A 25,157-nucleotide genomic window follows, 5' to 3' on the forward strand; every position below is an offset into this window, starting at 1 on the left:
GGGTTCTGGTGGCCGCCGGGTTCCTAATGACCGTCGAGTTCCTTGGCGGCCTCGGTCAGGTCCTTCGCCGTGTCGATGGCCCGCCAGTACGCCCCGTGCGGAAGCGGGTATCCGGCGAGCCTGCGTTCACGGGCGAGCTTCGGGAACGTCGTACGTTCGTGGTCGCCGAGATCCGGCAGCAGGGTGGTGAAGGCCGGGGAGAAGACATAGACGCCGGCGTTGATCAGGTACGGCGACGGCGGCGCCTCGATGAAGTCGGTGATGTGGCCGAACGCGTCCGTCTCGACCGCACCCCACGGGATGCGGGGGCGGGCCAGGGCCAGGGTGGCGGTCGCGTCGCGTTCCGCGTGGAAGGCGGCCATCTCGCGGAGCGAGAAGCGGGTCCAGATGTCGCCGTTGGTGGCGTACCAGGGCTGGCCCGGATCGGGCAGCCGGGCGGCGGCGTACTTCAGCCCACCGCCGCGGCCCAGGGGCTCGGTCTCCACGACGGTCGTCACGTCCAGCGGCAGCACCGCCGCGTCGAGCCACTCCTGAAGCACCTCGGCCAGATGACCGCACGACACCACGACATCGGTCACGCCCTCGGCGGCCAGCCAGGAAAGCTGATGGCCGATGATCGGCGTCCCGGTTCCCGGGATTTCGACCATCGGCTTGGGGCGGTCATCGGTGTACGGGCGCAGCCGCGATCCCTGGCCACCTGCCAGGATCACGGCCTGCGTCGGATACGTATGCATACCAGGCACGATAGGTGGTGCCCGGTGGTGTGGTGTTCGGTGCTTGTGGTGTCCGGCCCGGTGCTCTGCGGCCCGGTGGTGTGCGCCGGTGGTGTGCGGGCCGATGGTATGCGCCGGTGTCGTGCGGGCCGGGGGTGTCCGGCCCGGTGGTGTGCGGGCCGACGGGTCAGCTGAACTGTGCGACGCCCGAGGCGAACGACGTGTCGCAGACGGGGCGGGAGAACCGGTGGGCGCGCGTCGGGCCGTAGTGCTCGACCGCCGCACGACCCAGCGCCTTCGCGATCGACATGCAGTGCCGGGCGAGCGAGGGGCGGCCCTCGACGGAGCGCTGGAGGTCCGTCAGCGCGACGCCCGGGTCCTTCTCCCGGAGCTCCAGGAGCAGACGGTCGCGGAGCACGTCCTGCGGAGTGCGCGTCTCGGCACGCTTCGAGACGTCCTGGGCCGACGCGGCCAGGACCTGCGGCTCGGAGTCGCGCGATGCCCACGGCACGCTGGTGACGGCGAGGGTTCCGGAGAGGACCATCACGACGGGCAGTACGAGGGCGAGGGATCGGCCGATGCGGCGAGCGGTGTGGGTCACGCAGCGAGCGTAGCGGGCAGTAATGACGAGGCGACACCTTGTCACCCTTCAGGGGGACGGTTCTGGGGTGTTTTTCGAATTCCGCGTTGACGCCGAGCGGTGGTGCGCCCGGGACGGAAGCGAAAACACCACCCCACGACTTCAAACCCGGAGCCGGTCCCGTGGCATGCGAACGGCCCCGCACGAGGAACGTGCGGGGCCGGTCGTGGTGCCGAGGTGCGCGGGCGTCAGCTGCTGAGGCGCGCACCCGTCGAGGTGGAGAAGACGTGCAGCTCGTCCGGGCGGGGCACGACGTGCAGCTCGGAGCCCTTCTCCGGGACGGCGCGGCCGCCGACGCGGACGACCAGGTCCTTGTCCTCGCCACCGACCTGCGCGGAGCCGTAGACGTAGCCGTCGGCGCCGAGCTCCTCGACGACGTTGACCGCGACGGCCAGACCGGCCGGAGCGTCGGTGCTGTCCTTCGAGAGGGCCTTCGCGGCGGCGCCGCCGTGCTCGACGATGTCGAAGTGCTCGGGGCGGATGCCGATCGTGACGGTCGTGTCGCCCTTCTCCGCGGCGGCCGAGAGCGCCTCGCGGGAGACCGGGACGACGCTGTTGCCGAACTTCACGCCGCCGTCGGTGATCGGGACCTCGACCAGGTTCATGGCCGGGGAGCCGATGAAGCCGGCCACGAAGAGGTTCGACGGCTTGTCGTACATGTTGCGCGGGGAGTCGACCTGCTGGAGGAGGCCGTCCTTGAGGACCGCGACACGGTCGCCCATGGTCAGGGCCTCGACCTGGTCGTGCGTGACGTACACGGTCGTGATGCCCAGGCGGCGCGTGAGCGAGGCGATCTGCGTACGGGTGGAGACACGGAGCTTGGCGTCGAGGTTCGACAGCGGCTCGTCCATGAGGAAGACCTGCGGCTCACGCACGATGGCGCGGCCCATCGCGACACGCTGGCGCTGACCACCGGAGAGCGCCTTCGGCTTGCGGTCCAGGTACTCGGTGAGGTCCAGCATCTTGGCGGCCTCTTCGACCTTCGCCCGGATCTCGGCCTTGTTCACACCGGCGATCTTGAGCGCGAAGCCCATGTTGTCCGCGACGGTCATGTGCGGGTAGAGCGCGTAGTTCTGGAACACCATGGCGATGTCCCGGTCCTTCGGCGGCAGGTGCGTGACATCGCGGTCGCCGATGCGGATGGCGCCGCCGTTGACGTCCTCAAGACCCGCGAGCATGCGCAGGGAGGTCGACTTGCCACAACCGGAAGGACCGACGAGGACGAGGAACTCACCGTCCGCGATGTCGATCTCCAGCTGGTCCACGGCCGGCTTCGTGGAGCCGGGGTAGACGCGGGACGCCTTGTCGAACGTGACACTGGCCATGCTGAATCTTCTCCTCCACCGGCAGGAACGTGCCGGACGATCCGAGTAGGGAGTGGAGTGGTCTGGTCCACTTGGGTGAATCCCCAGCGACGCTACCTGGACATCCGGAATCTGTCAGCAGTTCGAGGGGTGGGAAAATCCAGGACCGGGCACGGCGCGGTGTTGGTTACACTGCTCCGGCACGCCTCCTTAGCTCAGCTGGCCAGAGCAACGCACTTGTAATGCGTAGGTCGTCGGTTCGAATCCGACAGGGGGCTCCGCGGGAAGCCCAGGTCAGATCTCGTCTGACCTGGGCTTCTTTCGTTCAGCGGACGCGGCGGCGACGGCGGGAGCGGGCCGCGCGGGCGTCCGTGGTCTCAGTTCTAGTCTCAGTTGGGGCTTCGGCCAGGGGGCCTGCGGCGGCAGTACGAAGACCTTGCCCATACGCCGCATCGCATCCTTTGCGGTGGGCGATCGACGCACGTGGCAGCGGTTTTTCACGGCAGTGCCGGCAGTCGCGGACCTCCTGTCATCCGTTCGGGTTCAGTCGGCTGCCATCGGTTTCGGTCCTGTTGCCCCTGACCAGGATCCGTCCGGTGACGCCTCCTCGGGCGTTCTGACCTTCCAGGAAAAGGGCGGTTCGTATGACCACAGCAGATGGAGAGCCGATCGCGTCGATCACGGACGCGACACTCGCCGACATCGCCGCCAACGGCATGTGGCGCAGCGGCGGCCTGGACATCAACCCGTCGGTTCTCACTGTTGCCAGGGCTCTGCTCGCGGCGGTGCGGGGGACCGCGCTGGCCGGCACGCTCCCCGAGGAGCTGCAGGAGCTGGTGAACCGTGTCCTGCGGGAGGCCGGGATCACCTTCCCGCGCGTTGCCGTGACGGAGGAGATCTCCCTCTCCGCGTTCGCGATCAAGCAGAAGACCTCGGAGCCGCGCCCGGTGGTGATCGTGCCCGCCGGGTGGAACCCGTACGGCTGGATGCCGTTCATGGCCGGCTACCTCGCGCTGGCGGCGCGCGGATACCACGTGCTGGCCTACACCCCGCGGGGAATCGGTAAGCCGGACCTGCCGTACACGTCCGAGGGGTTCATCAACATCGCCGGGCCGGACGACTGGGCGGACGGCTCGCGCGTGATCGACCATGCCGAAGAGCAGTTCGGGCCGAGCAGGGTGGGGTTCCTGGGCCTGTCCTACGGCTCCGGGATCAGCCAGCTGGTCGCCGCGCACGACCCGAAGAACCGGGTCGCCGCCGTGGCCGCGCTCAGCACCTGGGGCAATCTGGCCACCAGCCTCTACGACAACGGCACCCGGCACGAGGCGGCCGTGCAGACACTGATCGACTTCACCGGCGACACGGAGGACAAGAAGTTCGACGAGGAGACGCGGCAGATCCTCCGTGACTTCCGGGACGGCCGGAACATGGAGCGCGTGGTGGCCTGGGGCACCGAGCGTTCCCCGGAGACCTACGTGGACACCACCAACGCGCGGGGCATCCCGACCTTCTACTCGAACACCTGGCACGAGAGCCTGTTCCCGGTCGGCGAGGCGGTCGCCACCTTCGAGAAGATCACCGCCCCCAAGCACCTGAACCTGTGGATCGGCGACCACGGTGCCCCGGAAGGCGCCGGCATCACCGGCCTGGCGACGGGCATGCCCTTCCCTGGCCTGCTGACCCCGATGCGGGAGGCCTACGCCTGGCTGGACCATTTCCTGCTCGGGAAGGCCGACGAGGTGCCGGACTGGCCGGTGGTCAACAGCCAGGTCATGTTCACCTACGAGACCGCCCCGGCCGTCATCGGCCGACGGATCACCGTTCCGGCGCGGCGTGAACCGCTCCGCTCCTGGGCCGGGGCCACCACCGGCAGCGAGTCCTGGTACCTGAGTGGCGATGGCAGCAACGACGTCAACGGAGGCAACGGGGGCAACGGCGACGGGGCCCTGTCCGACAAGCCGTCCACGGGTTGGAGCCGAGCCTTCACCGCCGGATACGAGACCGCCGCCACCGCCATGGACGACATCATGGATACCGGGCAGAAGGAGTGGTTCGGCAACCCCAAGAGCTACGAGCCGGCCGACTTCGAGCGGAACCGACTGCTGCTCTGGTCCACCGAGGCACTGGCGGGCGGCCGTCGGATCCGCGGTGCCGCCACCGTCCGGCTCGCGGTCCGGTCCGACGAGGCAGACGCCGCGACCCTCGTCGCCTACCTCTTCGACGTGGACGCGGACGACAGCGCCCGGCTCATCACCCACGAGCCCTTCACCGTCACGGACCTGCGCCCCGATACGGACCGGACCGTCAACTGGACGCTCCAGCCCGCCGCCTACGACCTGCCCGACGGACACCGCCTCGCCCTGGTCGTCAACAGCCGCGACAAGCTGTACGCGTTCACCGGCAAGAAGGACAGCGCCACCACCATCACCTCCCTGACCGGGGAAGAAGCTGTCCTGGAGCTGCCGCTCGGCTGAGCGGGCCGCCTACGTGACCGGTCGGATGAAATGGGGTCCGGCGGTGTCGCCCAGTACCGGCCGATGAACTCGCGGGCCCTCGTCACACGTAGGCCGTCGGTTCGCATCGGGCGAGGGGAAGCGGAGGGGGCTCGACGGGAAGCCCAGGTCGGATGCGCTCTGACCTGGGCCTCTTTCGTTCGGCGGACGCGGCTGCGGTGCGTGTGTCCGCCAGGGGCGACGGGGCGGCCCCCACCCTCGGCAGAGCGGCGGGACGCCGTGGGCACGGATCCCCGCGACATGGCCGTCGCCGGTGCGGGGCGGGCGGTCCTCAGCCCCGGGCGGAACGGAAGCGCCTGACCGTCGAGGCCGCGCCCGTGACGAGGACGATGAGCGCGACGGCGTCGTAGAACGCGTTCGGAGCCGTCCAGTCCCGGTTGAAGTCGGTGAGGAAGTCCTGGTCGAGGAGCGCCTGGTGGTGCAGCAGCCAGGCGAGGGGCAGCGTGACCGCGGCCTGGGCGGCGGCGTACCAGCCGGCCGTCCGGACCGTCCAGCCGCGCGTGGCGATCCGTACTGTCTCGACGATCACGAGGCCGGTGAGCCCGGCCAGGACCGGCCAGATCCAGCCGGACCACAGGCCGGGGTCGAGGATCTGCATGTGCTCGCCCGTCCTGCCGGCGCCGCTCGCCCGGTACGGCTCCGTGACGTGCTGCCAGACGATCGCTCCGGCCAGCAGGGCGTGCCAGATCACCGAGACGCGGGCCCTCGCACTGCTCGTGTCCTGTCGCCGGGGTTCGGGCAGGTCGTCGGGGGTCCAGGGCCTGGTGCCCGCAGCCTTGAGCCCGTTTCTGCCCCGGCCCCTCTCGACCAGGGCGAACACCAGGGTCGGCCAGGCGATCATCTGGCCGCCGACCACGACCACTGTGCCGATCCCGGCGCCGATGGCCGAGCCGAGGCCCCTGTCGTCGGCTATGTCGAGCAGCACCGTGATCACGGTGACCACCGGTAACACGGTCGACAGCAGCAGCGTCACCAGCCGCACGTAGGCCGGGTAGAACTCGGCCCCGATCAGTGCGAGTGGTCGGCCCGCGTACCGGGCGGCCTGACGGATCGGGTCGCCCATCTCCGTCAGCACCGCACGCTCCACGGCGTCGGTACGGGGACCGGCTTCGGTACGGGGACCGGCTTCGGCACGGGGACCGGCGTCGGTGTCGGCCGAGTTCCGTGCTTCGATGGTGTCGGCGATCGTGGTGCGCAACTCGTCGGCCATGTCGTCGCGTTGGTCGGCCGGAACGCGCCGGACGACCTCCTGCACATAGCGTTCGGTCAGCGAGGTCGTACTCATCCGTTCTCCTTGGTGAGTCGTGCGATCGAGGTGACGAGGTCCTGCCACTCGCGTACGAGTCCGGCCTGTACCTGAGTGCCCTGCGGGCTCACCCGGTAGAACTTCCGGGGCCGCGACTCATCGGTGTTCCACTCGCTGGTGAGCAGGCCCTGTTTCTCCAGTCGGCGCAGCAGCGGATAGAGCGTGTTGCCGTCGACGGTGACCCCGGCGTCGTTCAGCGTCACCAGGAGCGCGTAGCCGTACTGCGGTGTCCGGAGCAGCGTCAGGCAGGCCAGTACGACCGTGCCGCGACGCAGTTCCTGGGCCTGGGCCTGGACCAGGGTCGGTTCTTCGGTAGGCACGAACCGCACGATAGTGTGTGGCACACAGTGATGTCACGTGCCTCGGTCAGGTGTCTCGGTCGTGGACGAGGGGTGCCTCGTCCCGCCCCGGAGGCGATCGGACGGGCCGTCGACGAGAAGAGGTCAGGCCCAGAGGGCGTGGGCGAGTGCCGCGCCGGTGAACGCGGCCCCGAGTCCGGCCGCCACGCTCATCCCGACGTTGATCGCCGCGTAGAAACGCGCCCCGTCCTCGGCCAGGCGCAGCGTCTCGTAGGAGAAGGTCGAATACGTCGTCAGGGCCCCGCACAGGCCGGTGCCGAGCAGGAGCTGCGTGTGGGAGGAGGCTGCCCCGGCGGCGGCAGCGCCGGTGACCAGTCCGAGGATGAGGCAGCCCACGACGTTGACGGTGAAGGTGCCCCAGGGGAAGAGGCTGTCGTGCCGGGACTGGACGGTGCGGTCGGTGAGGTAGCGCAGCGGGGCTCCGACCATGGCGCCCGCGATCACGAGCAGCCAGTTCACCGTTCCCCCTTGTCACGGCCGGTGTAGCGGATGACTTCGCAGTCGTCGAGGATGACCAGGCCCTGCGCGACGAGTTCGTCGAGCTGGGGCAGGAAGGCCCGGATCCGTTCCTCGGTGTCCACGATCACGACGGCGACCGGCAGGTCCTCGCTCAGGGACAGCAACCGGACCGTGTGGATCAGGGAGGACGCCCCGAACCCCTCGATGCCGCGGAAGACGGAGGCGCCGGCCAGACCGGCGCGGCGGGCGCGGTGGACGATCTCGGTGTAGACGGGTTTGTGGTGCCACATGTCCGTCTCGCCGACGAACACGGTCACGCGCAGTGCGGAACCGGTGAGCCTCATGGCTGCCTCCAGGTGAGGACGCGGCGCGTCGCCGCGACCGCGGTCCAGACGGCTGCCAGGGCGGCGAACACGGTGAGGACCAGGTAGGCCAGGCCGGTACCCGTCTCCCGCCCGTCCACCAGGCGTTGGATGTCGACGGCGTAGGTGGAGAAGGTGGTGAAGCCGCCGAGAACACCGGTGCCGAAGAAGGGGCGTACCAGCCGGTGTGCCGCCCAGACGTCGGTGATCACCACCATGAAGACGCCGATGACCGCGCAGCCGACGGTGTTGACGATCAGGGTCGTCCAGGGGAAGGCGCCGGACGCGGTGGGCCACAGCAGCGATGCCCCGTAGCGTGCGGTCGCGCCGACCGCGCCGCCGAGTGCGACGACCGCGATCACCGGCCCCTGACGCAGTCGTGCGGGTCCGTGCGGGTGGGGGACGCGGACACCGGCGTCGGGATCAACGGTGTCGGGATCAACGGTGTCGGCGTCGGGGTCGGCGGGGCCGCGATCGGGATCGGCAGGGCCGGGGCCGGGATCGGGATCGGCGGGGTCGGCACGGCCGATGGGTTCGTCGGGGTCGACGGGTTCGTTCAGCATCGGGGTCCGGGGCTCTTCCACGTGCGTCTCCTACTCGCCGGGCACGGGACCGTACGGGAACGTACGGCGCGCGTCGCAAGTAGGGACCGTTGGCGGCGTCGTCGCCGCGGTTCGGGTACGGCGGGCCCCACCGCCGTGCGATGACCGCGAGGCCACCGCTGAGACCAGGTTACCGGGTGCCGCCGCCGGTAACCTCCCGGGCCGTACGAGGGGGGCGCCGCGAGGTGGCGGGGTTCACGCGCGGGTGCCGGTCGGTCCGGTGCCTCCGGCGCTCGCGTCCCGGGCGAGGGCGCGTTCGCGGGATGCCTCGATCTCCGCGTAGGCCGAGTCCCGGCCCTCCCAGTGGGATCCCTCGACGGACTTGCCGGGTTCGAGGTCCTTGTAGACCTCGAAGAAGTGGGTGATCTCCAGCTTGTCGAACGTGGGGATGTCGTCGATGTCCTGCACGGCGGCGTGGCGCGGATCGTGGGCGGGGACGCAGAGGACCTTTTCGTCGGGCCCTTTCTCGTCCCGCATGATGAACACACCGACGGCCCGGCACTCGATGGTGCAGCCGGGGAACGTCGGTTCGCCGACCAGGACGAGGGCATCGAGCGGGTCGCCGTCGCGGCCCAGTGTTCCCTCGATGTAGCCGTAGTCCGCCGGGTACTTGGTGGACGTGAACAGCATCCGGTCCAGCCGGATGCGGTGCAGCGTGTGGTCCATCTCGTACTTGTTGCGGGATCCCCGGGGGATCTCCACCACCACGTCGAACTCCATGACCGCCTCCTGGGCCGTGCCGGCCGTGATCGTACGGGGTGTGCCGGGCGTGCGCACCGGTTCTCACGGTCGCGGCACGACGGCCGGGGCCCGTCGGGGCCGGCGGTCCGGGTCGTGCCGGGGTGAGCGCCGTCGCCGGCACGCGAGGCGCACGTTTCCGGTGTGCGCCCCCGTACATCGTCGGCCGCCCCCGGGTTCCCGGCAGCGCGGCAGGGGCGGGGTACGCCCGATCGGGGCAAGCGAGCGGTCCCGCGCGCCCGGACCGACGGGAAGCGGGCAGCCGGCGGACGGGAAACGCCGGGGGCGGGGACGGTTGAGGTGCGGGGGACGGTTGGGGGCGGGAAGGGGCGAGGGGTGGGGCCGTCGCCCCCGGAGCCGGTCGGCGGGCCGTGGGCGGTGACCGGTGGTCGGTGGTCGTCGAGGACGGTGCCGTCATGACAGATCGGGGCGGCCCAGCCAGGCAGGCCGCACGGGTACCCCGTCCGCGTCCCGTTCCACATGCTGTTCCGCGGGAGGGGCCGCGGGGCGGCCCGTACCACGTCGGGCGGGCGGCGGTACGTCGGCGGACCCGGCCACGGGTTCCGGTTCCCGCGCCGGTTCGGGCTCGGGCTCGGGCTCGGGTTCCGGCGCGTCGCTGTCCTCCAGGAGCTCCGCCACCGTGAACCGGGTGCTGAACGATCGCCAGGCGCCGTCGAGCACCAGGAGGAAGCCGTCGTCCTTCCGGAAGAGCCGACGCCGCTTCGGGCTCCAGGGGTGATCCGGCGTATGGTTCCGGGCGCGTCGCTCCAGTTCCAGCAGGGCTTCCTCCCGCGTTCCGTCCACGTGCGCGAGCACGTACGCCTCGGTGTGCTTGCGCTCGGCGGAACCCACGGTCGTCTCCATGACCAGTCCCCAGGTCGTCATGCGCCCCCCATCTCTACTTCTCTTCGTTCTTTTCTTCCTCCCGCGGCCGGTCTTCTTCCTTCCGCGGTCGCGGGGCCGGTCTTCCGGGTTCCGGAAGTCTTCCCGGTGCCGGAACCGCGGTGTGCCTTTATGTCGTCCTTACGCGCGCGGGTCACCGCGCGGGACTGTACCGAGTGCCGCGCGTGCCCTGTCGCACACCCCGGATCCAAGGAGCAGCATGAGTGTCCATGACAGCACGCAGGCCCTGAGCGCCGAACCGGAAGACGGCGCCCTCGTGCGGCGGCGCGGTCCTCGTCGGGCTCTTCGGAGGTGCTCGAAGGCGGCGCTGCTCGTCGCGCTCGTCGTCGGGGCCGCCACGGCCTGCAACGGGACGGACTCCTCGGCGTCCGGCGGCCACAAGGCCAAGGAATGGAAGGTCGGCGACTGCGCCGGGCCCGACGAGAAGGAGTCGAAGGACGCCTACCAGGCCCTGGACTGCGACGACTCCAAGGCGACGATCAAGGCCCTGGAGATCAAGAGCGGTGCCATCTTCGCCGATTCGATCCAGTGCCCGGCCGGGACGGACGTGATCATCTCGGTGAAGGTGTCCTTCGGGTCCAGTGCCAGCGCCGGCATACCCAGCAAGACCGTCTGCGGCCGGAATCTGACCGGCGACCACCCCGGTGACGCGGGGGCGGGCGGCGGCCAGTTGGTGAAGGGCGACTGTGTGGACGACAACGCCAAGGAAGTGCCCTGCGGCAGCGGGGGCAGTGGCGTGCACAAGGTGCTCGCCCTGACGAAGAAGGCCGAGGAGTGCCCCTCCGGCACCGACAACCCGATCGAGCTGTTCCCGAGCCCCGGCCGGCCGTACGACGCGATCTGCACCACCAAGGCGTGAACGGGCCGCCGGTGGGCCTGGGTTCCGGTGGCTGTCGCAACACCCCGGCTCAGGGGATGCGACGGACTTCAGGATCCGGAACCGGGCCGATGCCCGGGGCATCGCCCCGCGGGCGGAGAGCCTGCCCCGGGCCGGTAGCGGCATCGGCACTCAAGTGCCCCGCCTGAAAGTCGGGTTATCCGTTTGATCGCCCTGTTGGCGTGAGCCGTCATTCGGATGCGTACGCCGGATGTAGGGCGGCGGCCGGACACGGAACGTGTCACGTCCGGTCGCCGCCCCGCATCCCTACCTTTCCGGGCATGAGACCGAGACATTTCCGTGCCACGGGCGGAAGCCGTGCGCCCAGCAGGCTGAGCCGGTTGACGGCGGGCGGGATCGGCGTCCTCGCCCTGGTCGCGGCCGGGCTGGGGCTGCCGGGCCAGACGGCCGCCGCTCAGCCCGCGGGCGTGCCACTGGTGGACGAGACGTTCACCGGGGCCGAGGCGAACGCCGAGTTCGAGGCGTTCGGCCCCGCCTGCCTGACCGGTGCGCCCCAGGCTCCCGCCCCCGGCCCCGGCACCCATCCGCTCACCGGCTGCCCGTCCGGCGCGACCGGCCCGGTCCCACCGGACGACGCCGCCCCGCACGGCTACCTGCGACTGACGGACGCGTCCAACGACCAGTCCGCGGCGGTGCTGTACAACCACGCGCTTCCGGCCAACCAGGGGCTGGTCACCACCTTCGATCAGTGGCAGTACGGCGGCACGACCAATCCGCCGGCCGACGGCATCTCGTTCTTCCTCATCGACGGGGCCGCCTCGCTGACCGCGCCCGGAGCCTTCGGCGGCAGTCTCGGTTACGCGCAGAAGCTTCCCGACGACGACCCGAACGCCACGTTCCTGCCGGGCGTCGACCACGGCTACCTGGGCGTCGGCCTGGACGTGCTCGGCAACTACTTCGGGGACTGGGAGCACCGCGGCAACGGCTGCGCCACCCGTTCCCCGGCCGGCACGTCCTTCCACATCCCGGCGCCCGGTCCGAACATGGTGACGCTGCGGGGCCCGGGCAACGGCACCGAGGGCTACTGCTTCCTCACCGCGACGACCAGCAACTTCTCGACGACGGGGCCCTGGCCCTCCACTCTGCCGGGACAGTTGCAGGGGCCCACGACGTCCCTGCCCCCGGGCTCCACCCCCGAGGAGGCCGAGGCGCTGCTGGAGCCGTCGCGCCGCACGGTGACCGTCGAGGTGTCCCCGTCGCCCGACCCGGTGGTCACGGTCTCGATCGACTTCCACGACGGCCACGGCGTCCAGCAGGTCCTGTCGACCCCGGCGCCACAACCGGTGCCCACCAGCTACAAGTTCGGCTTCGCGGCGTCGACCGGCCTGTTCACCGACGTCCACCTGATCCGGAACGTCAGCGTCCATCCGGCGGCTCCGCTGCCTCAGCTCAACCTGGTCAAGCAGGTTTCGCTGGACCCGCCGCTGCCGACTCCGCTGACGCCGGGCACGGAGGTGCCCTACGAGTACGTGGTCACCAACAGCGGCAACGTTCCGCTGACGGACGTGCGGGTGGCCGACGACCGGGTCACCGGCATCAGATGCCCGCAGACCACACTCGGAGTCGGCGAGACGATGACCTGCACCGGCAGATACACCGTCACCGAAGCGGACGCGCAACGGGGTTCGGTGACGAACGCCGCCACCGCACACGGGCAGGCCGATGGAACGCCGGTCGTCTCGCCCCCGGACGAGGTCACTCTCCCCGTGCAGTCCGGCCCCGGGATCCGGCTGGAGAAGTCGGCCGACGAGAGCCGCGTGTACGTGCCCGGTGACGAGGTGACGTACACGTACACCGTCACCAACACCGGCCCCCAGGAGCTGACGGACCTCACCGTCACCGACGACCACGTGAACGACGTGCGCTGCGAGACGACCACCCTCGCACCGGCCGGGCAGCCCGGCGACAGCACCACCTGCACCGGCACGTACACGATCACCGACGCCGACGCGCAACTCGGCTCGGTGACGAACACCGCCACCGCACACGGCCGGTCGGGCGGAACACCGGTCGTGTCGCCACCGGACGACGTGACCCTGGTCGTCGTCTCCGAACCGGCGCTGCGCCTGGAGAAGTCGGCCGACGACAGCCGGCCGTACCGGGTCGGTGACGAGGTGACGTACACGTACACCGTCACCAACATCGGAGACGGGCCGTTGACCGACATCGGCGTGACCGACGACCTGGTGACGCAGGTGACCTGCCGGGACACGACGCTCGCCCCCGGCGCCACCACCACCTGTACGGGTACGTACACCGTCACCGCGGCCGACGCCGCGCGGGGCAGGATCGTCAACGTGGCCGTCGCGCACGGACGGTCCGGCCGCACGGACATCCAGTCGGAGCCCGACGACGTCACCCTCCGGGTCGAGGGCACGCAGGCGCTGAGCCTGAGGAAGTCGGTGGACGACTCGCGCCGCTACGCGGTGGGCGACGAGGTGACGTACACGTACACCGTCACCAACACCGGCACCACGGAACTGACCGGCATCACGGTGACCGACGACCGTGTGACGGGTGTGACCTGTAGGGCGACCACCCTCGCACCCGGTGCCAGTACCACCTGCACCGGCACGTACACCGTCACCCGCGCCGACGCGGAACACGGCAAGGTCACCAACACCGCGGTGGCCACGGCCGAGGGCGGTACCGTTCGGTCTCCTCGGGCCCAGGCACACATCGATGTCGAGAAGAAGCAGCCGTGTCACGGGAAGCACTGCTCCAAGCCGAAGCCCGAGCCGTGTCATGGGAAGCACTGCTCGAAGCCGAAGCCCGAGCCGTGTCACGGGAAGCACTGCTCCAAGCCCAGGCCCAAGCCCGAGCCGTGTCACGGGAAGCACTGCTCCAAGCCCAGGCCCAAGCCCGAGCCGTGCCACGGGAAGAGCGCCTGCCACGTTGAGTGAGGTGACTCCCTCAGGCTGACCGTTCGGTTCACGGCCCCCGTCACCACCCGGTGGCGGGGGCCGTTCCGGCTGCCCGCGCCGCCGGGTCAGTGCCGGCCGGCCAGCCGGTCCGCGGCCTTCGCCACGGGGTCGGTGCCGGGCCGGGACGAGGTGAGTTCCCTGCGGTCGGCGCCGCGGTAGGCGGCATACATGCTGTGCACGCCGAGCCAGCGGAAGGGTTCCGGTTCCCACTTGCGGACCTTGTGGTTCACCCACGGCAGCGTGGTCAGTTCGGTGGGGCCGGACTGGCCGGAGTCCTGCTGGATCAGGTCACGGAGGGTGCGGGCGGCGAGGTTGGTGGTGGCGACGCCGGAGCCGACGTAGCCACCGGCCCAGCCGAGACCGGTGGTGCGGTCGAGGGCGACGGTGGCGCACCAGTCGCGGGGGACGCCGAGGACACCCGACCAGGCGTGGTCGATGCGGACGCCCGCCGTGACGGGGAAGAGGCGGACGAGGATGTCGCGCAGTGCCTCGATGGTCGCGCGCTGGGTGCGTCCGTCGTTGTCGGTGGCCGAGCCGAAACGGTACGGGACGCCGCGCCCGCCGAGCGCGATGCGGTTGTCGGCGGTGCGCTGGGCGTACATGTAGGCGTGGGCCATGTCGCCGAGGGTCTCGCGGCCCTCCCAGCCGATGGCGTCCCAGACGGACGGGGGAAGCGGTTCGGTGGCGATCATCGAGGAGTTCATGGGGAGCCAGGTGCGTCTCTGGCCCTTGAGGTTGGCGGTGAAGCCCTCGGTGCACCGCAGGACGTACGGGGCGCGGACGGTGCCGTACGGGGTGCGGGCATGCTTGGGCTCGATGGCGGTGACGGGCGTCGACTCGTGGATGGTGACGCCGAGCGCCTCGACCGTCGCGGCCAGGCCCTTGACGAGTTTGACCGGGTGCAGGCGCGCGCCGTGCGGGGTCCAGGTGGAACCGACGGCTCCGGTGACGTTGACACGTGCACATGTCTCGCGTGCGCCGTGCAGTACACGGTCCGTCTCGCCGAAGGCGATCTCGACCGAGTGGAAGTCCTTGAGACGAGCCAACTGGGCCGGGGTGTAGGCGACTTCGAGGACTCCGCCCTGATGGATGTCGGCGTCGATGTCCTCCTCGCCGGCGATGCGCACGACCTCGTCGACGGTGTCGTTCATCGCCTGCTGGAGCCGGACGGCGGCCTCGTGGCCGTGGAGCTTGGCGTACCGGTCGCGCCCGGCGATGCCGTTGTAGAGCCAGCCGCCGTTGCGGCCGGAGGCGCCGTAGCCGCAGAACTTGGCTTCGAGGACGGTGATGTTGAGGAAGGGGACGGCCTTCTTGAGGTAGTACGCCGTCCACAGCCCGGTGTAACCGCCGCCCACGATGCAGACGTCGGCGGTGCTGTCGCCGGGCAGCGGCTCCCGGGCGGGGGGTGTGCCCCGGTCCGCGTACCAGAAGGATATGCCGCCGTTGACGGTGCTGACGGTGCTCATGCTGCCCCTGCTTCGTCCGGTGTGAAGGCCAGTGGTGACGTCTGGATGTGGTGATGTGGGGGGTGTGGTGATGTGGGGGTGGTTGTGGGGCGTCGGGGTGGGCGGGGCGGGCGGTGACGTGTGTGTCGCCGGTTCCTCCCCGGGTTTTCTCTGGAGCGGGACGTTACTGCGCCGGAGGCAATTTCGTCCTGTGCCGGTTCCGGCGCACGGGCCGCGACCGGGCGGCCGCGGCCCGGCCCCGGTGGTCGGGCCGGTCCCGGGTCAGCGGGTAGCAGGCGAGGCCGATGAGTACGGCGGTGAAGTGTCCGAGGTCGGTGAAGGAGCGACCGGTGATGAGCGGGACGCCGTAGAAGACGAGGACGGCGAAGAGGTACACGTACCGCCAGAGCGCCGGAACCCGGTAGGTGAGGACGGCGACGACCCCCGCGAGCGCGTAGCTGATTCCGATGTCGAGCGTGTTGGCCGCGGACTGCTGTACGTATCCGTGCCGGATGGCCCAGGCCAGGACGCCCTCGCTGAAGAGGGAGGCGAGGACGTGCGCGGCGACGACCACGACGAGCCAGCGCAGGGTGCCGAGCCAGTGTTCGGCGCGGGCGTGGAAAACGGTGTAGAGCACGGCGCACGGGAGCCACCGGCCGCCGTCGATCCAGAAGGCGCTGGCGATCAGGACGCGTACGGGGTCCTGGGAGAGCTCATGGATGTTGGTGGACCGCTGACGCAGGAAGTCCTCCTCGAAGTCGGGTGACATCTGGTGGACGATCACGGTGGTGACGAAGAGCGCGGTCAGCCAGAGGTACGTGCCGGGCGCGCTGCGGATCCATGAGCCGATGCCGCGGAGCCGTGAACCGGTGCTGTCGGCCGACCGGGCGGGCGGGGCGGGGCTGCTGGGGGGCATATCCGATTGACGCACGGTTCTAGGATTGTCCGCGTGATCGACATTCCGGACGCACTGATCGCCACTCAGTCCAAGTACAACGGGGCGGCCGGGCGGGCCTTCCTCGCGGCACTGCCGGGGCGGGCGGCCGAGTTCCTGGAGCGGTGGGGTCTCCGGCGCGACGGTGCGGCGTTCCACGGGGTGTGCGCACTGGTGCTTCCGGTGGTGCGGGTGGCGGACGGCCGCCGTGCGGCTCTGAAGCTTCAGCCGGTGGACGAGGAGACGGTGGGGGAGCCGGTCGCGCTGCGGGCGTGGGGTGAGGCGGGCGCGGGGGCCGTGGCCCTGCTCGACCATGACGCGGCGACGGGGACGTTGCTGCTGGAGCGGCTGGACGGGCGGCGATCACTGGAGGAGGTGGCGGACGGGCGGGCGGCGGTGCGGGTCCTGGCCGAGGTCCTTGCCGGGCTGTCGTCCGTGCCCGCTCCGGCGGGGTGCGGGCTGCGGCGGCTGGAGGATGTGGTGGCGCGGATGGCGGCCCGGGCACCGGGGGCGATGTCGGCGCTGGCGGACGCGGAGGAGCGCCGGCTGCTGGCGGACTGCGCGGCGGCGGTGCGGGAGGTCGCGGCGGAACCGGGGGACCGGCTGCTGCACTGGGACCTGCACTACGGGAACGTGCTGGCCGGTGCGGAGGGCGCGGCGGGCGGGGAGGACGGGAGTGGCGGGGAGGGGGAGACCGGTGGTCTGGATCACCGGGAGCGATGGGTGGCCATCGATCCGAAGCCACTGGCCGGTGATCCGGGATTCGAGCTGCTTCCGGCGCTGGTCAATCGGTTCGACGCCGGGGCCGTGCGGTGGCGGTTCGACCTGATGACCGAGGCGCTGGGCCTGGACCGGGAGCGGGCGCGGGCCTGGACCCTGGGACGGCTGCTGCAGAACGGGCTCTGGTCGGTCGAGGACGGGGAGCGGCGACTGGAGCCGGAGCAGGTGGAGATCGCCCGGCGACTGCTGGGACGGGGGTAGCCCACCGGGGCCGCTGCTGGCGGCCTCCCCGACGCTGCTGACGGCCTCCCCGGTGACGGTCCGTGGCAGCCGCGGTGTTCCGGTACCGCCGCCTCGGACCCGGAGGCGCAGGGCTCACTCCGTGCCCGTCGTTCCGCGGCCATTACGCTGCCCGCATGATCCGTACCGCCGTCCCTGACGATGTCCCCGCCATCCACGCCATGATTCGTGAGCTGGCCGACTACGAGAAGGCCCTGCACGAGGCGCAGGCCACCGAGGAGCAGTTGCGCGAGGCGCTGTTCGGCGACCGGCCCGCCGCATATGCGCACATCGCCGAGTCGGACGACGACGGCGAGGTGGTGGGCTTCGCGCTGTGGTTCCTGAACTTCTCCACCTGGCGCGGGGTGCACGGCATCTATCTGGAGGACCTGTACGTACGGCCGGAGCGGCGGGGCGGCGGGCACGGGAAGGCGCTGCTGACCGAACTGGCGCGGATCTGCGCGGCGCGCGGCTACCAGCGCCTGGAGTGGTCGGTGCTGGACTGGAACGCCCCGTCCATCGCGTTCTACGAGTCCTTGGGGGCCCGCCCGCAGGAGGAGTGGACGGTGTACCGGCTGACGGACGAGGCGCTGGCGGAGCTCGGCGCGCGGTAGGACCCGGCCCGGTCCTGCCGGGCCGTGCACCGCCGCCCGTTGTCAGTGCTGTGGGACACCATGGGCCCATGGCGCAGAACAGCAGGAAGAAGAAGGACACCGTGGCGGCGGCGCGGCGGCCCGAGGTGCGACTGCCTTCGCTGGTTCCGTACGACGGCGGGGGCCTGGCGCCGGACGGGGATTACGACGGCCTGCGCTTCGACGGGACGGACCTCGTGGACGAGTCGGGCCCGGGGGCCCGGTTCATGGACTGCGCGCTGGACGGCTGCGCCCTGGACCGCGCGGATCTGGGCAATGCCCGTTTCATCGACTCGGTGCTGACCGGCGTGCGGGGGGTGGGTACGGACCTCGCGGGTGCGTCGCTGCGCGATGTGGAGGTGGTGGACGCGAGGCTGGGCGGGGTGCAGTTGCACGGCGCGGTGCTGGAGCGGGTGCTGGTGCGCGGCGGGAAGATCGATTACCTGAATCTGCGGAAGGCGCGGCTCAAGGACGTGGTGTTCGAGGGCTGTGTGCTGTCCGAACCGGACTTCGGAGGGGCACAGCTGGTGCGGGTGGAGTTCCGTGACTGCGTGCTGAGACGTGCCGACTTCAGTTCCGCCCGGATGGAGTCGGTGGACCTGCGGGCGGTCGCCGAGCTGGACATCGCCCGGGGCGTGGAGCGGTTGTCGGGAGCGGTGATCAGCCCGTCCCAGCTGATGGAGCTGGCACCGGCGTTCGCTGCGCAGATCGGGGTCCGGGTGGAGGCGTAGCCGGGGGAGCGGGACCCGGAGGTGCGCGCCGAGAGAGAGGGGCGGGTCAGACGCGGGGGAAACGGGCCTGGAGGTCCCAGATCGCGGGGTTGTCGGCGAGCCCGTCGTGCAGGTCGGCCAGGTCCGCGATCAGGTCGTGCAGGAAATCGCGGGCCTCGCGGCGCAGCAGCGAGTGGCTGAAGGTGAGCGGGGGTTCGTCGCCGGGCATCCAGTCGGCCTCGATGTCCACCCAGCCGAAGCGGCGCTCGAAGTACATCAGGTCGGACGACTCGGTGAAGTCCAGCTCGGCGTACTGCCGCCGGTGCGAGCGGCTGCCGCGCGGGTCCTGGTCGAGCTGCTCGACGATGTCGCACAGCGCCCACGCGAAGTCGAGCACCGGCACCCATCCCCAGGCTGTGGACAGTTCGCGGTCCGCCTTGGTGTCCGCGAGGTAGACGTCCCCGGAGAACAGGTCGTGGCGCAGGGCGTGGACGTCCGCGCCGCGGTAGTCGGTCTGCGGTGGATCGGGGAAGCGCCTGGAGAGGGAGTAGCCGATGTCGAGCACGGTTCGATGGTCCCACGTCCACGGGGCCGTCAACGCCGGGGTGGCCGACGACCCCGATCGGGTGGTCGAGGTGGGAGAACCCGCCTCTGGCATATGCCAAACGCATAGCTTCTTGTGCATGGTCAGTTCACCTCACGAAGCGCAGCATCGGATCTTCCAGGAGAACCCGACGCTGTTCACCAGTGCTTTCCGGGCGCTGGGCGTGCCCTTCCCGGAACCGGTCGCCGTCTCGCTCATGGACACGGACCTGACCGAGATGCGTCCCGTCGAACGACATGTGGACACGCTGTTGCGGATCGATGTCGCGGGTGGCAGCTGCTACTTACTCGCGATCGAGGCGCAGGGCAGGAAGGACCCCGAGAAGCGGAGCAGCTGGGCGTACTACCTGGCTCACCTGTACGCGAAGTTCCGGTACCCGCCGGTGCTGCTGGTCGTCTGCCGGGACAAGGCGACCGCCGAATGGGCGGCCGAGCCGATTCGCATCGGGCTGAAGAAGCACCCGAGCCTCGCCGTGTTCCCCCTGGTTCTGGGACCGCACAACGTTCCCGTCGTGACGGATGCCGCACGGGCCGCCGAGGACATTCCCATGGCGGTGTTCTCGGCGATCACACATGGTAACGATCGGGACATCGCTGCCATACTGAAGGCCCTGGCCGTGGCGCTTGAGACCACGGACGCCGATGCTGCGGCGATCTTCGCCGAATTCACCGAGGCCGGTCTGGGTGACACTCCGGCCCGCGAGATCTGGAGGACATTGATGAGCACGAGTCTCAGCCACTTCCGCGGCATCGTCGCCGAGAGCTTCCGCGACGAGGGACGCGACGAGGGACGCGAACAGGGACGCGAACAGGGACGCCAGGAGGGCGTCGCGAAGGAGCGTGCCCAGAGCGTGCTGCGGATGCTGGACCGGCGGGGTGTGGCGGTGAGCGACGCCGTCCGGGAGCAGATCGGCTCGTGCCGTGATCTGCGGACGCTCGACCTCTGGGTCGACCGGGCGTTCACGGTGAAGACCACCGACGAACTCCTCGACGACGCCCGGGACTGATACCGATGTCCGCCCGGGACTGATACCGATGTCCGCCCGGAGTTGATACCGATGTCCGCCCGGGGTTGATGCCGACGTCCGCCCGGGGTTGGACCGGCCCGGGACCGGACCGCCCCGGGCCGGGTCACGGCAGCAGCCGCTGTTCCTTCGCCACGGCGACGGCGCCCGCGCGGGTGTCGACGCCGAGTTTGTCGTAGATGCGGCCCAGGTGGGTCTTGACCGTGGCCTCGCTGATGAACAGGGCGCGGGCGATGTCCCGGTTGCCCAGGCCGTGGGAGAGCTGGCCCAGGATGTCCAGTTCGCGTTCGGTGAGGGTGGGCCGGGGACTGCGCATCCGGGCCATGACGCGGCTGGCCACGGGCGGGGACAGCGTGGTGCGGCCCCGGGCGGCCGAGCGGATGGCGGCGAAGAGTTCCTCCGGCCGTTCGGCCTTCAGCAGGTAGCCGGTGGCGCCCGCCTCGATGGCGCGGGTGATGTCGGCGTCCGTGTCGTACGTGGTGAGGACCAGTACGTGGACGCCGGTGGTGGAGATCCGGCGGGTGGCCTCGGCCCCGTCGATGCCCTCGCCCAGCTGGAGATCCATCAGAACGACGTCCGGGGCGAGTCTGGCGGCCAGGGCGATGGCCTCCTCGCCGCTGCCGGCCTCGCCGACGACCTCGATGTCCGGTTCGCTGCCGAGGAGGGCGAGCAGCCCGGCACGTACCACCACGTGGTCGTCGCAGAGCAGGATGCGGACGGGTGGCGTCGCGTTCAGGCGAAGTCCTTCGGGGCCGTTCATACGAAGTCCTCCGGGGCGGGGTCGGACGTGGGCGCGGAGGCGGGCGCACGGGCGGGCGCCGGGGCGAGGGGGACGGCGGCGGACAGCACCGTACCCTCGCCCGGCGTCGACTCGATCGTCAGCGTGCCGCCGAGCTGCCGCAGCCTGGCCCGCATCGCGGGCAGCCCGTGACCGCGTACGCCCGCGGTGCGTTCGGTGCTCCCGGCCGACACGAAGCCCTGCCCGTTGTCGGCGATATCGAGGACGACCCGGTCGTCGAGATGGGTGAGCGTCAGCGCGGCCTCCGTCGCGTGCGCGTGCTCCTTCACGTTGGCCAGTGCCCCCTGCGCGATGCGCAGAAGGGCGGACCGCACACGGTCGGGCAGCGCGCCGTGCTGTTCCCCCTCCACGTGGCAGCGGACGGTGAGTCGCCCCTGTGCCTGCGCCGTCTCGCGGGTGGCCAGCGCGTGCAGGGCCGCCTCAAGGCCGCCGCCCTCCGCGAGGTCGGCCGGAGCCAGGTCGTGGACGAACCGGCGGGCCTCGGCGAGATTGCGCTCGGCGATGCCCGCCGCCGTACGGACGTGGCGGCGGGCGGTCGCCGGGTCGCCGTCCCAGGTGCGGTCGGCGGCCTGGAGCAGCATCTGCTGACTGGACAGCCCCTGGGCGAGGGTGTCGTGGATCTCCATCGAGAGCCGCTGGCGTTCGGCGAGGGTGCCCTCGCGGCGCTCGGTGGCGGCCAGCTCGCGGCGGGTGCGCAGCAGGTCGCCGATCAGTTCGCGCTGCCGTTCGGACAGTTCGCGCTGGCGGACGGCCTGGCGTCGCATATGGACGAAGACCGCCGTCGCGACCGCGGCCACGGCGGGCGGGGCCAGTACGAGGTTCGGGTCGAAGCCGCCGGCCAGGCGTAGTTGTGCGGCGACGACGAGAAGAGTCAGCAGGGTGACGAGCGCGAGCGCGGCACGCGGCGGCAGGATCCGCAGCCCGGTGTAGAAGAGCGGGACCGCGCACCACGCGAAGCTCGGCGCGAGGACGACCAGCACCATCCACACGGCGACCAGCACCCCCAGCCACACCAGGCTGCGTGGCGTCGGACGCGAACCGAGCACCGGCCCGAGCACGTAGAGCACGGCAAGGGCGGCCGACAGCGCGATGATCCACGGGGTACGGGCCTCGCCCGGGTGCCGCAGCAGGAAGCGGGCGAGCGAGGCGCCGAGCAGCATGAAGAACGCGGCATGCATCAGGAGCATGAGCCAACGGGCGTCCGGGTCGCCGAAGCCGTTCGCCCCGCGCGCGTCGGCGACGGCATCCGCTGCCCATGCGTCGAGCCTTCCGCCGGACTGCTCGTCGGCGGGGCCGGGTGCCGGCTGAGTCCGGTGCTCCTCCTCCACTTCGCGCCCCTCGCTGCTCATCGTCACGTCGACGCTCTTGACCTGCACAGACACACCCATGGTCACCCCGGGCTCTCCCACCCGCATCAACCGATCGGCTGATGGTGCCGTCGGCCGACCCGCGCGCGGGGTCGAGCCGGTCCGTCGACCGTGCGACACCGGAATCGGCAGCAGGATCGATGGCAGAGCGCGAGGAACTCGTCCACTGCCGTCGAATCCACCGAAACACGATTCTCCGCAGAATCCGGTTGCCTATTCAATCCGGTTTGTCATCGAATCCGGTTCTCCGTCGACTTCTTTTTCTTCGGAGAATTCCGAATGCGTCGGCATGCGAGTTCAACGAATCCCGAATGCGTAGAAGGAGTCCACCATGAAGCAGAAGCTGTCGCTGCGTGCCCGTGTCCTGACCGGCGCCGTCGCCGTGGCCGCCGTCGGCGCCGGAACCTTCGGTGTCATGTCCGCCAGCGCCTCCACCCCGGCCGCTGCCCCGGCTGCCGCCGTCAAGGCCGACACCTCGAACCGGAACCTCCAGCAGACCACCCACCTGACCGTGGCCGCCGCCACCAAGGCCGCGCAGGCCACCCTCGACGCCGCGAAGAAGGAGAACCAGCGGGTCTCCGTCGCCGTCGTCGACCGCAACGGCAACACCATCGTCACACTGCGCGGCGACGGTGCCGGTCCGCAGTCCTACGAGGCCGCGGAGAAGAAGGCGTTCACCGCCGTTTCCTGGAACGCGCCCACCTCCGAGCTGGCCAAGCGGCTGGAGCAGGCCCCGACGCTCAAGGACATCCCTGGCACTCTGTTCCTCGCGGGCGGCGCCCCGGTCCAGGCCAAGGGCGCCCCGGTGGCGGCCATCGGCGTTGCCGGTGCCCCCAGCGGCGATCTCGACGAGAAGTTCGCGCGGGCAGGAGTCGCCGCCCTCGCCCGGTAGACGCAACACCCCACGTCGCAGCAGAACACCCCGGGGCCTGTCCGGCCCGCGGACCCGAAAGGATCAGCCGGACAGCCGGACAGCCGGACAGCCGGACAGCCGGACAGGCCCCAGCGCACCAGGAGCAGGCCCCAGCGCACCAGGAGTTGACATGAACGCCTTCGACCGCCGACTGCTCGACGCCGCACGTACGGGTGACACCGACGGGGTGCGGACCGCGATCGAGAGCGGCGCCCGCGTCGACTGCCGGGACGAGGAATTGCGTACCCCGCTGCTCCTCGCGGTCCACGGTGACCACGTCGGGGCGGCCCGGCTGCTGGTCGGCGCGGGTGCGGACCCGGATGCCCAGGACCGGCGCGAGGACAGCCCCTGGCTGTCGACCGGGGTGACCGGCAGCGTCCGGATGCTGCGCGTGCTCCTGCCGGCCGACCCGGACCTGAAGCTCCCCAACCGGTTCGGCGGCACCGCGCTCATCCCGGCGAGCGAGCGCGGTCACGTCGCCTACGTACGGGAACTGCTCCGGACCACGGACATCGACGTCGACCACGTCAACCGGCTCGGCTGGACGGCTTTGCTGGAAGCCGTGATCCTCGGCGACGGAGGCCGCACCCACCAGGAAGTCGTCGAACTCCTGCTGGCGGCCGGGGCGGACCCGGACCTCCCGGACGGCGACGGCGTCACCGCGCTGACGCACGCCGAACGTCGGGGCTTCGCGGAGATTGCCGCGCTGCTGAGGAGCGCCCGGTGAGCGGCCCCCGACCGCCGGAGGCGGACCGTCCGGTGACAGCGCGTTCGTCGGTGAAGACGGCCCGAACAGCCGCAGCCGCCCGAACAGTCGCAGCCGCCCGAACAGTCGCAGCAGCCCGGGCCGTGAAGACGGCCCGGGTGGTGACGGCCGTCGCCGCCGCGGCCGTGCTCGCGGGCTGCGCCACCGGCACACAGGTCGATACGCAGTCCGGCGCACAGGCCGATACGCGGCCCGGCACGGCGAACCCCACCTCGCCGGCCGGTCCGCCGTCCTCCGCGCCCACCCCGCACGGCACCCTTCTGGTCGCCGACTTCGGCGCCGACACCGTGACGTTCGTCGACCCGGAACCGGGGCACCGCCGGCACGTGCTCGGCTCGGTCGAGGTCGGCACCGCCCCGTACGGTCTGGTCGTCGGTGACGACGGGCTGGCATGGGTGACGACCGCCGAGGGCGTCGCGGTCGTCGACACCGCGACCCGCACCCGCCTCGCACGCATCCCCTACCGGACCGGGACCGGACCTGCCACGACCGGTGAGTACCGGGGCGGTGGCATGGGGATCGCCCTCGCCCCCGACGGCCGCCGGGTCTACGTCGGCGTCAACGTGCCCGGCGGCAACGGCGTCCTGGAGATCGTCGACACCGCGACCCGCGAGATCACCGGTACCGTGCAGGTGGGGCGGCGCCCCTTCGACGTGGACGTCTCGGCGGACGGCGCCGAGGTGTACGCCACCGGCCACGACTCCTTCGACGTCACGGCGGTCGACACCCGCACCCTCGGGACCCGCCGGTACGAGGTGGCCCCGTACGGCACCGAGGGCGGTCTCGGGTCCTGGCTGAAGCCGCACTACACCGTCGTCCGTCCCACCGACGGCAGGCTGCTGCTGCCGTTCGAGGGGGAACGGCTCGTCGTCCTCGATCCGCGCAGCGGAAGGTCGACGATCGAGCCGATGACCGCCAACACCCATCAGCACGGTGCGGCGATCACGCCCGACGGCACTCTGCTCGTCGTCGGTACCGGCCCGATCGTCTCCGACGACCGGGGCCCGTCCCTGACCGTCCGCGAACCGGACGGCTCCGAGCGCGTCGTGCCGCTGGACGGTCCGCACGAGGACGTGACCGTCTCCGAGGACGGCCGTACGGCGTACGTCACCCAGGGCTTCACCCGCGACGGGTACGGGAACGGCGTCACCGTCGTCGACCTCACCGGGAAGCGGCCCCCGGCCGAGGTGCCCGCCGGTACCCGCCCGCTCGGCATCGCCGTTCTCTGACCGCGGGCGTTCCC

General features: G+C 70.9%; 25 protein-coding genes and 1 tRNA gene. 11 read left to right on the top strand and 15 right to left on the bottom strand.

The window, feature by feature from the left end:
• Nucleotides 1-23: 23 nt before the first annotated feature.
• The 3 genes from ACF1CT_RS26895 to ACF1CT_RS26905 form a co-directional block, all read right to left on the bottom strand.
• Complete coding sequence (locus tag ACF1CT_RS26895) at nucleotides 24-734, bottom strand: NDP-sugar synthase (RefSeq protein WP_391786534.1); 711 nt, start codon at nucleotides 732-734, stop codon at nucleotides 24-26.
• 166 nt (nucleotides 735-900) lie between these two features.
• The gene (locus tag ACF1CT_RS26900) at nucleotides 901-1,314 is read right to left on the bottom strand and encodes a hypothetical protein (protein ID WP_391786535.1); all 414 of its coding nucleotides are present in this window, start codon (nucleotides 1,312-1,314) and stop codon (nucleotides 901-903) included.
• A 227-nt stretch (nucleotides 1,315-1,541) separates the two neighbouring features.
• Entirely contained in the window at nucleotides 1,542-2,678 is a 1,137-nt protein-coding gene (locus ACF1CT_RS26905) for an ABC transporter ATP-binding protein (RefSeq protein ID WP_391786536.1), read from the bottom strand.
• A 183-nt stretch (nucleotides 2,679-2,861) separates the two neighbouring features.
• Between ACF1CT_RS26905 and ACF1CT_RS26910 the strand changes: the two genes are divergently transcribed.
• A tRNA-Thr gene (locus tag ACF1CT_RS26910) sits at nucleotides 2,862-2,935 on the top strand.
• 366 nt (nucleotides 2,936-3,301) lie between these two features.
• On the top strand, nucleotides 3,302-5,131 hold the full coding sequence (locus ACF1CT_RS26915; RefSeq protein ID WP_391786537.1) for a CocE/NonD family hydrolase: 1,830 nt from the start codon (nucleotides 3,302-3,304) through the stop codon (nucleotides 5,129-5,131).
• A gap of 310 nt (nucleotides 5,132-5,441) precedes the next feature.
• Here the strand turns inward: ACF1CT_RS26915 and ACF1CT_RS26920 are convergent, their stop codons facing one another.
• The 7 genes from ACF1CT_RS26920 to ACF1CT_RS26950 all read right to left on the bottom strand — a co-directional run bounded on the left by ACF1CT_RS26920 (nucleotide 5,442) and on the right by ACF1CT_RS26950 (nucleotide 9,881).
• A complete protein-coding gene (locus ACF1CT_RS26920) occupies nucleotides 5,442-6,455 on the bottom strand; it encodes a hypothetical protein (protein WP_391786538.1) in 1,014 nt (337 codons plus the stop codon).
• The gene (locus ACF1CT_RS26925) at nucleotides 6,452-6,796 is read right to left on the bottom strand and encodes a PadR family transcriptional regulator (protein ID WP_391786539.1); all 345 of its coding nucleotides are present in this window, start codon (nucleotides 6,794-6,796) and stop codon (nucleotides 6,452-6,454) included. Before ACF1CT_RS26925 ends, ACF1CT_RS26920 begins: the two co-directional genes overlap by 4 nt.
• 123 nt (nucleotides 6,797-6,919) lie before the next feature.
• Nucleotides 6,920-7,294: a fluoride efflux transporter CrcB gene (crcB, locus tag ACF1CT_RS26930; RefSeq protein WP_391786540.1), complete on the bottom strand. Its 375-nt coding sequence runs from the start codon at nucleotides 7,292-7,294 to the stop codon at nucleotides 6,920-6,922.
• Nucleotides 7,291-7,638 carry a DUF190 domain-containing protein gene (locus tag ACF1CT_RS26935; RefSeq protein WP_391786541.1) on the bottom strand — a complete coding sequence of 116 codons (348 nt, stop codon included), beginning with the start codon at nucleotides 7,636-7,638 and terminating at the stop codon, nucleotides 7,291-7,293. Before ACF1CT_RS26935 ends, crcB (ACF1CT_RS26930) begins: the two co-directional genes overlap by 4 nt.
• Nucleotides 7,635-8,033 carry a fluoride efflux transporter CrcB gene (crcB, locus tag ACF1CT_RS26940; protein ID WP_391786604.1) on the bottom strand — a complete coding sequence of 133 codons (399 nt, stop codon included), beginning with the start codon at nucleotides 8,031-8,033 and terminating at the stop codon, nucleotides 7,635-7,637. The genes ACF1CT_RS26935 and crcB (ACF1CT_RS26940) overlap by 4 nt, the downstream gene beginning before the upstream one ends.
• Before the next feature lie 420 nt (nucleotides 8,034-8,453).
• Nucleotides 8,454-8,978: an inorganic diphosphatase gene (locus tag ACF1CT_RS26945; protein WP_391786542.1), complete on the bottom strand. Its 525-nt coding sequence runs from the start codon at nucleotides 8,976-8,978 to the stop codon at nucleotides 8,454-8,456.
• A 432-nt stretch (nucleotides 8,979-9,410) separates the two neighbouring features.
• Nucleotides 9,411-9,881 (bottom strand): hypothetical protein, encoded by a 471-nt coding sequence (locus ACF1CT_RS26950; protein ID WP_391786543.1) that lies wholly within the window; start codon nucleotides 9,879-9,881, stop codon nucleotides 9,411-9,413.
• A 217-nt stretch (nucleotides 9,882-10,098) separates the two neighbouring features.
• On the opposite strand from ACF1CT_RS26950, the gene ACF1CT_RS26955 reads away from it, so the two are divergent.
• Nucleotides 10,099-10,758, top strand: coding sequence for a hypothetical protein (locus ACF1CT_RS26955; RefSeq protein ID WP_391786544.1), 660 nt, complete (start codon nucleotides 10,099-10,101; stop codon nucleotides 10,756-10,758).
• A gap of 299 nt (nucleotides 10,759-11,057) precedes the next feature.
• Nucleotides 11,058-13,700: a hypothetical protein gene (locus tag ACF1CT_RS26960; RefSeq protein WP_391786545.1), complete on the top strand. Its 2,643-nt coding sequence runs from the start codon at nucleotides 11,058-11,060 to the stop codon at nucleotides 13,698-13,700.
• A gap of 86 nt (nucleotides 13,701-13,786) precedes the next feature.
• Here ACF1CT_RS26960 and ACF1CT_RS26965 read toward each other — a convergent pair whose 3' ends face one another.
• On the bottom strand, nucleotides 13,787-15,187 hold the full coding sequence (locus ACF1CT_RS26965) for an NAD(P)/FAD-dependent oxidoreductase (RefSeq protein WP_391786546.1): 1,401 nt from the start codon (nucleotides 15,185-15,187) through the stop codon (nucleotides 13,787-13,789).
• A 163-nt stretch (nucleotides 15,188-15,350) separates the two neighbouring features.
• On the bottom strand, nucleotides 15,351-16,082 hold the full coding sequence (locus ACF1CT_RS26970) for a rhomboid-like protein (protein WP_391786547.1): 732 nt from the start codon (nucleotides 16,080-16,082) through the stop codon (nucleotides 15,351-15,353).
• A gap of 24 nt (nucleotides 16,083-16,106) precedes the next feature.
• Between ACF1CT_RS26970 and ACF1CT_RS26975 the strand changes: the two genes are divergently transcribed.
• The 3 genes from ACF1CT_RS26975 (at nucleotide 16,107) to ACF1CT_RS26985 (ending at nucleotide 18,462) form a co-directional block, all read left to right on the top strand.
• Nucleotides 16,107-17,081, top strand: a complete 975-nt coding sequence (locus ACF1CT_RS26975) for an aminoglycoside phosphotransferase family protein (RefSeq protein ID WP_391786605.1) — start codon at nucleotides 16,107-16,109, stop codon at nucleotides 17,079-17,081.
• A 155-nt stretch (nucleotides 17,082-17,236) separates the two neighbouring features.
• Complete coding sequence (locus ACF1CT_RS26980; RefSeq protein ID WP_391786548.1) at nucleotides 17,237-17,713, top strand: GNAT family N-acetyltransferase; 477 nt, start codon at nucleotides 17,237-17,239, stop codon at nucleotides 17,711-17,713.
• A gap of 68 nt (nucleotides 17,714-17,781) precedes the next feature.
• Nucleotides 17,782-18,462, top strand: coding sequence for a pentapeptide repeat-containing protein (locus ACF1CT_RS26985; RefSeq protein ID WP_391786549.1), 681 nt, complete (start codon nucleotides 17,782-17,784; stop codon nucleotides 18,460-18,462).
• Between the two features lie 46 nt (nucleotides 18,463-18,508).
• On the opposite strand, the gene ACF1CT_RS26990 is transcribed toward ACF1CT_RS26985, so the two are convergent.
• Nucleotides 18,509-19,006: a hypothetical protein gene (locus ACF1CT_RS26990; protein ID WP_391786550.1), complete on the bottom strand. Its 498-nt coding sequence runs from the start codon at nucleotides 19,004-19,006 to the stop codon at nucleotides 18,509-18,511.
• A 118-nt stretch (nucleotides 19,007-19,124) separates the two neighbouring features.
• Here ACF1CT_RS26990 and ACF1CT_RS26995 point away from each other — a divergent pair, with 118 nt between their 5' ends.
• Nucleotides 19,125-20,051, top strand: a complete 927-nt coding sequence (locus ACF1CT_RS26995) for a hypothetical protein (protein WP_391786551.1) — start codon at nucleotides 19,125-19,127, stop codon at nucleotides 20,049-20,051.
• 124 nt (nucleotides 20,052-20,175) lie between these two features.
• Here ACF1CT_RS26995 and ACF1CT_RS27000 read toward each other — a convergent pair whose 3' ends face one another.
• Nucleotides 20,176-20,829, bottom strand: coding sequence for a response regulator (locus ACF1CT_RS27000; RefSeq protein ID WP_391786552.1), 654 nt, complete (start codon nucleotides 20,827-20,829; stop codon nucleotides 20,176-20,178).
• Nucleotides 20,826-22,217, bottom strand: coding sequence for a sensor histidine kinase (locus ACF1CT_RS27005; protein WP_391786606.1), 1,392 nt, complete (start codon nucleotides 22,215-22,217; stop codon nucleotides 20,826-20,828). The genes ACF1CT_RS27000 and ACF1CT_RS27005 overlap by 4 nt, the downstream gene beginning before the upstream one ends.
• A gap of 349 nt (nucleotides 22,218-22,566) precedes the next feature.
• Between ACF1CT_RS27005 and ACF1CT_RS27010 the strand changes: the two genes are divergently transcribed.
• The 3 genes from ACF1CT_RS27010 (at nucleotide 22,567) to ACF1CT_RS27020 (ending at nucleotide 25,143) form a co-directional block, all read left to right on the top strand.
• A complete protein-coding gene (locus ACF1CT_RS27010) occupies nucleotides 22,567-23,127 on the top strand; it encodes a heme-binding protein (RefSeq protein ID WP_391786553.1) in 561 nt (186 codons plus the stop codon).
• A gap of 151 nt (nucleotides 23,128-23,278) precedes the next feature.
• Nucleotides 23,279-23,875: an ankyrin repeat domain-containing protein gene (locus tag ACF1CT_RS27015; RefSeq protein ID WP_391786554.1), complete on the top strand. Its 597-nt coding sequence runs from the start codon at nucleotides 23,279-23,281 to the stop codon at nucleotides 23,873-23,875.
• Between the two features lie 122 nt (nucleotides 23,876-23,997).
• Nucleotides 23,998-25,143: a YncE family protein gene (locus tag ACF1CT_RS27020; protein ID WP_391786555.1), complete on the top strand. Its 1,146-nt coding sequence runs from the start codon at nucleotides 23,998-24,000 to the stop codon at nucleotides 25,141-25,143.
• Nucleotides 25,144-25,157: the final 14 nt, after the last annotated feature.

This window comes from Streptomyces sp. NPDC014734 (genome assembly GCF_043083325.1).
Classification (GTDB): domain Bacteria; phylum Actinomycetota; class Actinomycetes; order Streptomycetales; family Streptomycetaceae; genus Streptomyces.

Coding starts and splice junctions, on each gene's coding strand:
- ACF1CT_RS26945 (WP_391786542.1), bottom strand. CDS start 8,978: ATGGAGTTCGACGTGGTGGTGGAGATCCCCCGGGGATCCCGCAACAAG.
- ACF1CT_RS27010 (WP_391786553.1), top strand. CDS start 22,567: ATGAAGCAGAAGCTGTCGCTGCGTGCCCGTGTCCTGACCGGCGCCGTC.
- ACF1CT_RS26955 (WP_391786544.1), top strand. CDS start 10,099: ATGAGTGTCCATGACAGCACGCAGGCCCTGAGCGCCGAACCGGAAGAC.
- ACF1CT_RS26980 (WP_391786548.1), top strand. CDS start 17,237: ATGATCCGTACCGCCGTCCCTGACGATGTCCCCGCCATCCACGCCATG.
- ACF1CT_RS26905 (WP_391786536.1), bottom strand. CDS start 2,678: ATGGCCAGTGTCACGTTCGACAAGGCGTCCCGCGTCTACCCCGGCTCC.
- ACF1CT_RS27005 (WP_391786606.1), bottom strand. CDS start 22,217: ATGAGCAGCGAGGGGCGCGAAGTGGAGGAGGAGCACCGGACTCAGCCG.
- ACF1CT_RS27015 (WP_391786554.1), top strand. CDS start 23,279: ATGAACGCCTTCGACCGCCGACTGCTCGACGCCGCACGTACGGGTGAC.
- ACF1CT_RS27000 (WP_391786552.1), bottom strand. CDS start 20,829: ATGAACGGCCCCGAAGGACTTCGCCTGAACGCGACGCCACCCGTCCGC.
- ACF1CT_RS26895 (WP_391786534.1), bottom strand. CDS start 734: ATGCATACGTATCCGACGCAGGCCGTGATCCTGGCAGGTGGCCAGGGA.
- ACF1CT_RS26950 (WP_391786543.1), bottom strand. CDS start 9,881: ATGACGACCTGGGGACTGGTCATGGAGACGACCGTGGGTTCCGCCGAG.
- ACF1CT_RS26970 (WP_391786547.1), bottom strand. CDS start 16,082: ATGCCCCCCAGCAGCCCCGCCCCGCCCGCCCGGTCGGCCGACAGCACC.
- ACF1CT_RS26935 (WP_391786541.1), bottom strand. CDS start 7,638: ATGAGGCTCACCGGTTCCGCACTGCGCGTGACCGTGTTCGTCGGCGAG.
- ACF1CT_RS26995 (WP_391786551.1), top strand. CDS start 19,125: ATGGTCAGTTCACCTCACGAAGCGCAGCATCGGATCTTCCAGGAGAAC.
- ACF1CT_RS26965 (WP_391786546.1), bottom strand. CDS start 15,187: ATGAGCACCGTCAGCACCGTCAACGGCGGCATATCCTTCTGGTACGCG.
- ACF1CT_RS26960 (WP_391786545.1), top strand. CDS start 11,058: ATGAGACCGAGACATTTCCGTGCCACGGGCGGAAGCCGTGCGCCCAGC.
- ACF1CT_RS26985 (WP_391786549.1), top strand. CDS start 17,782: ATGGCGCAGAACAGCAGGAAGAAGAAGGACACCGTGGCGGCGGCGCGG.
- ACF1CT_RS26915 (WP_391786537.1), top strand. CDS start 3,302: ATGACCACAGCAGATGGAGAGCCGATCGCGTCGATCACGGACGCGACA.
- ACF1CT_RS26920 (WP_391786538.1), bottom strand. CDS start 6,455: ATGAGTACGACCTCGCTGACCGAACGCTATGTGCAGGAGGTCGTCCGG.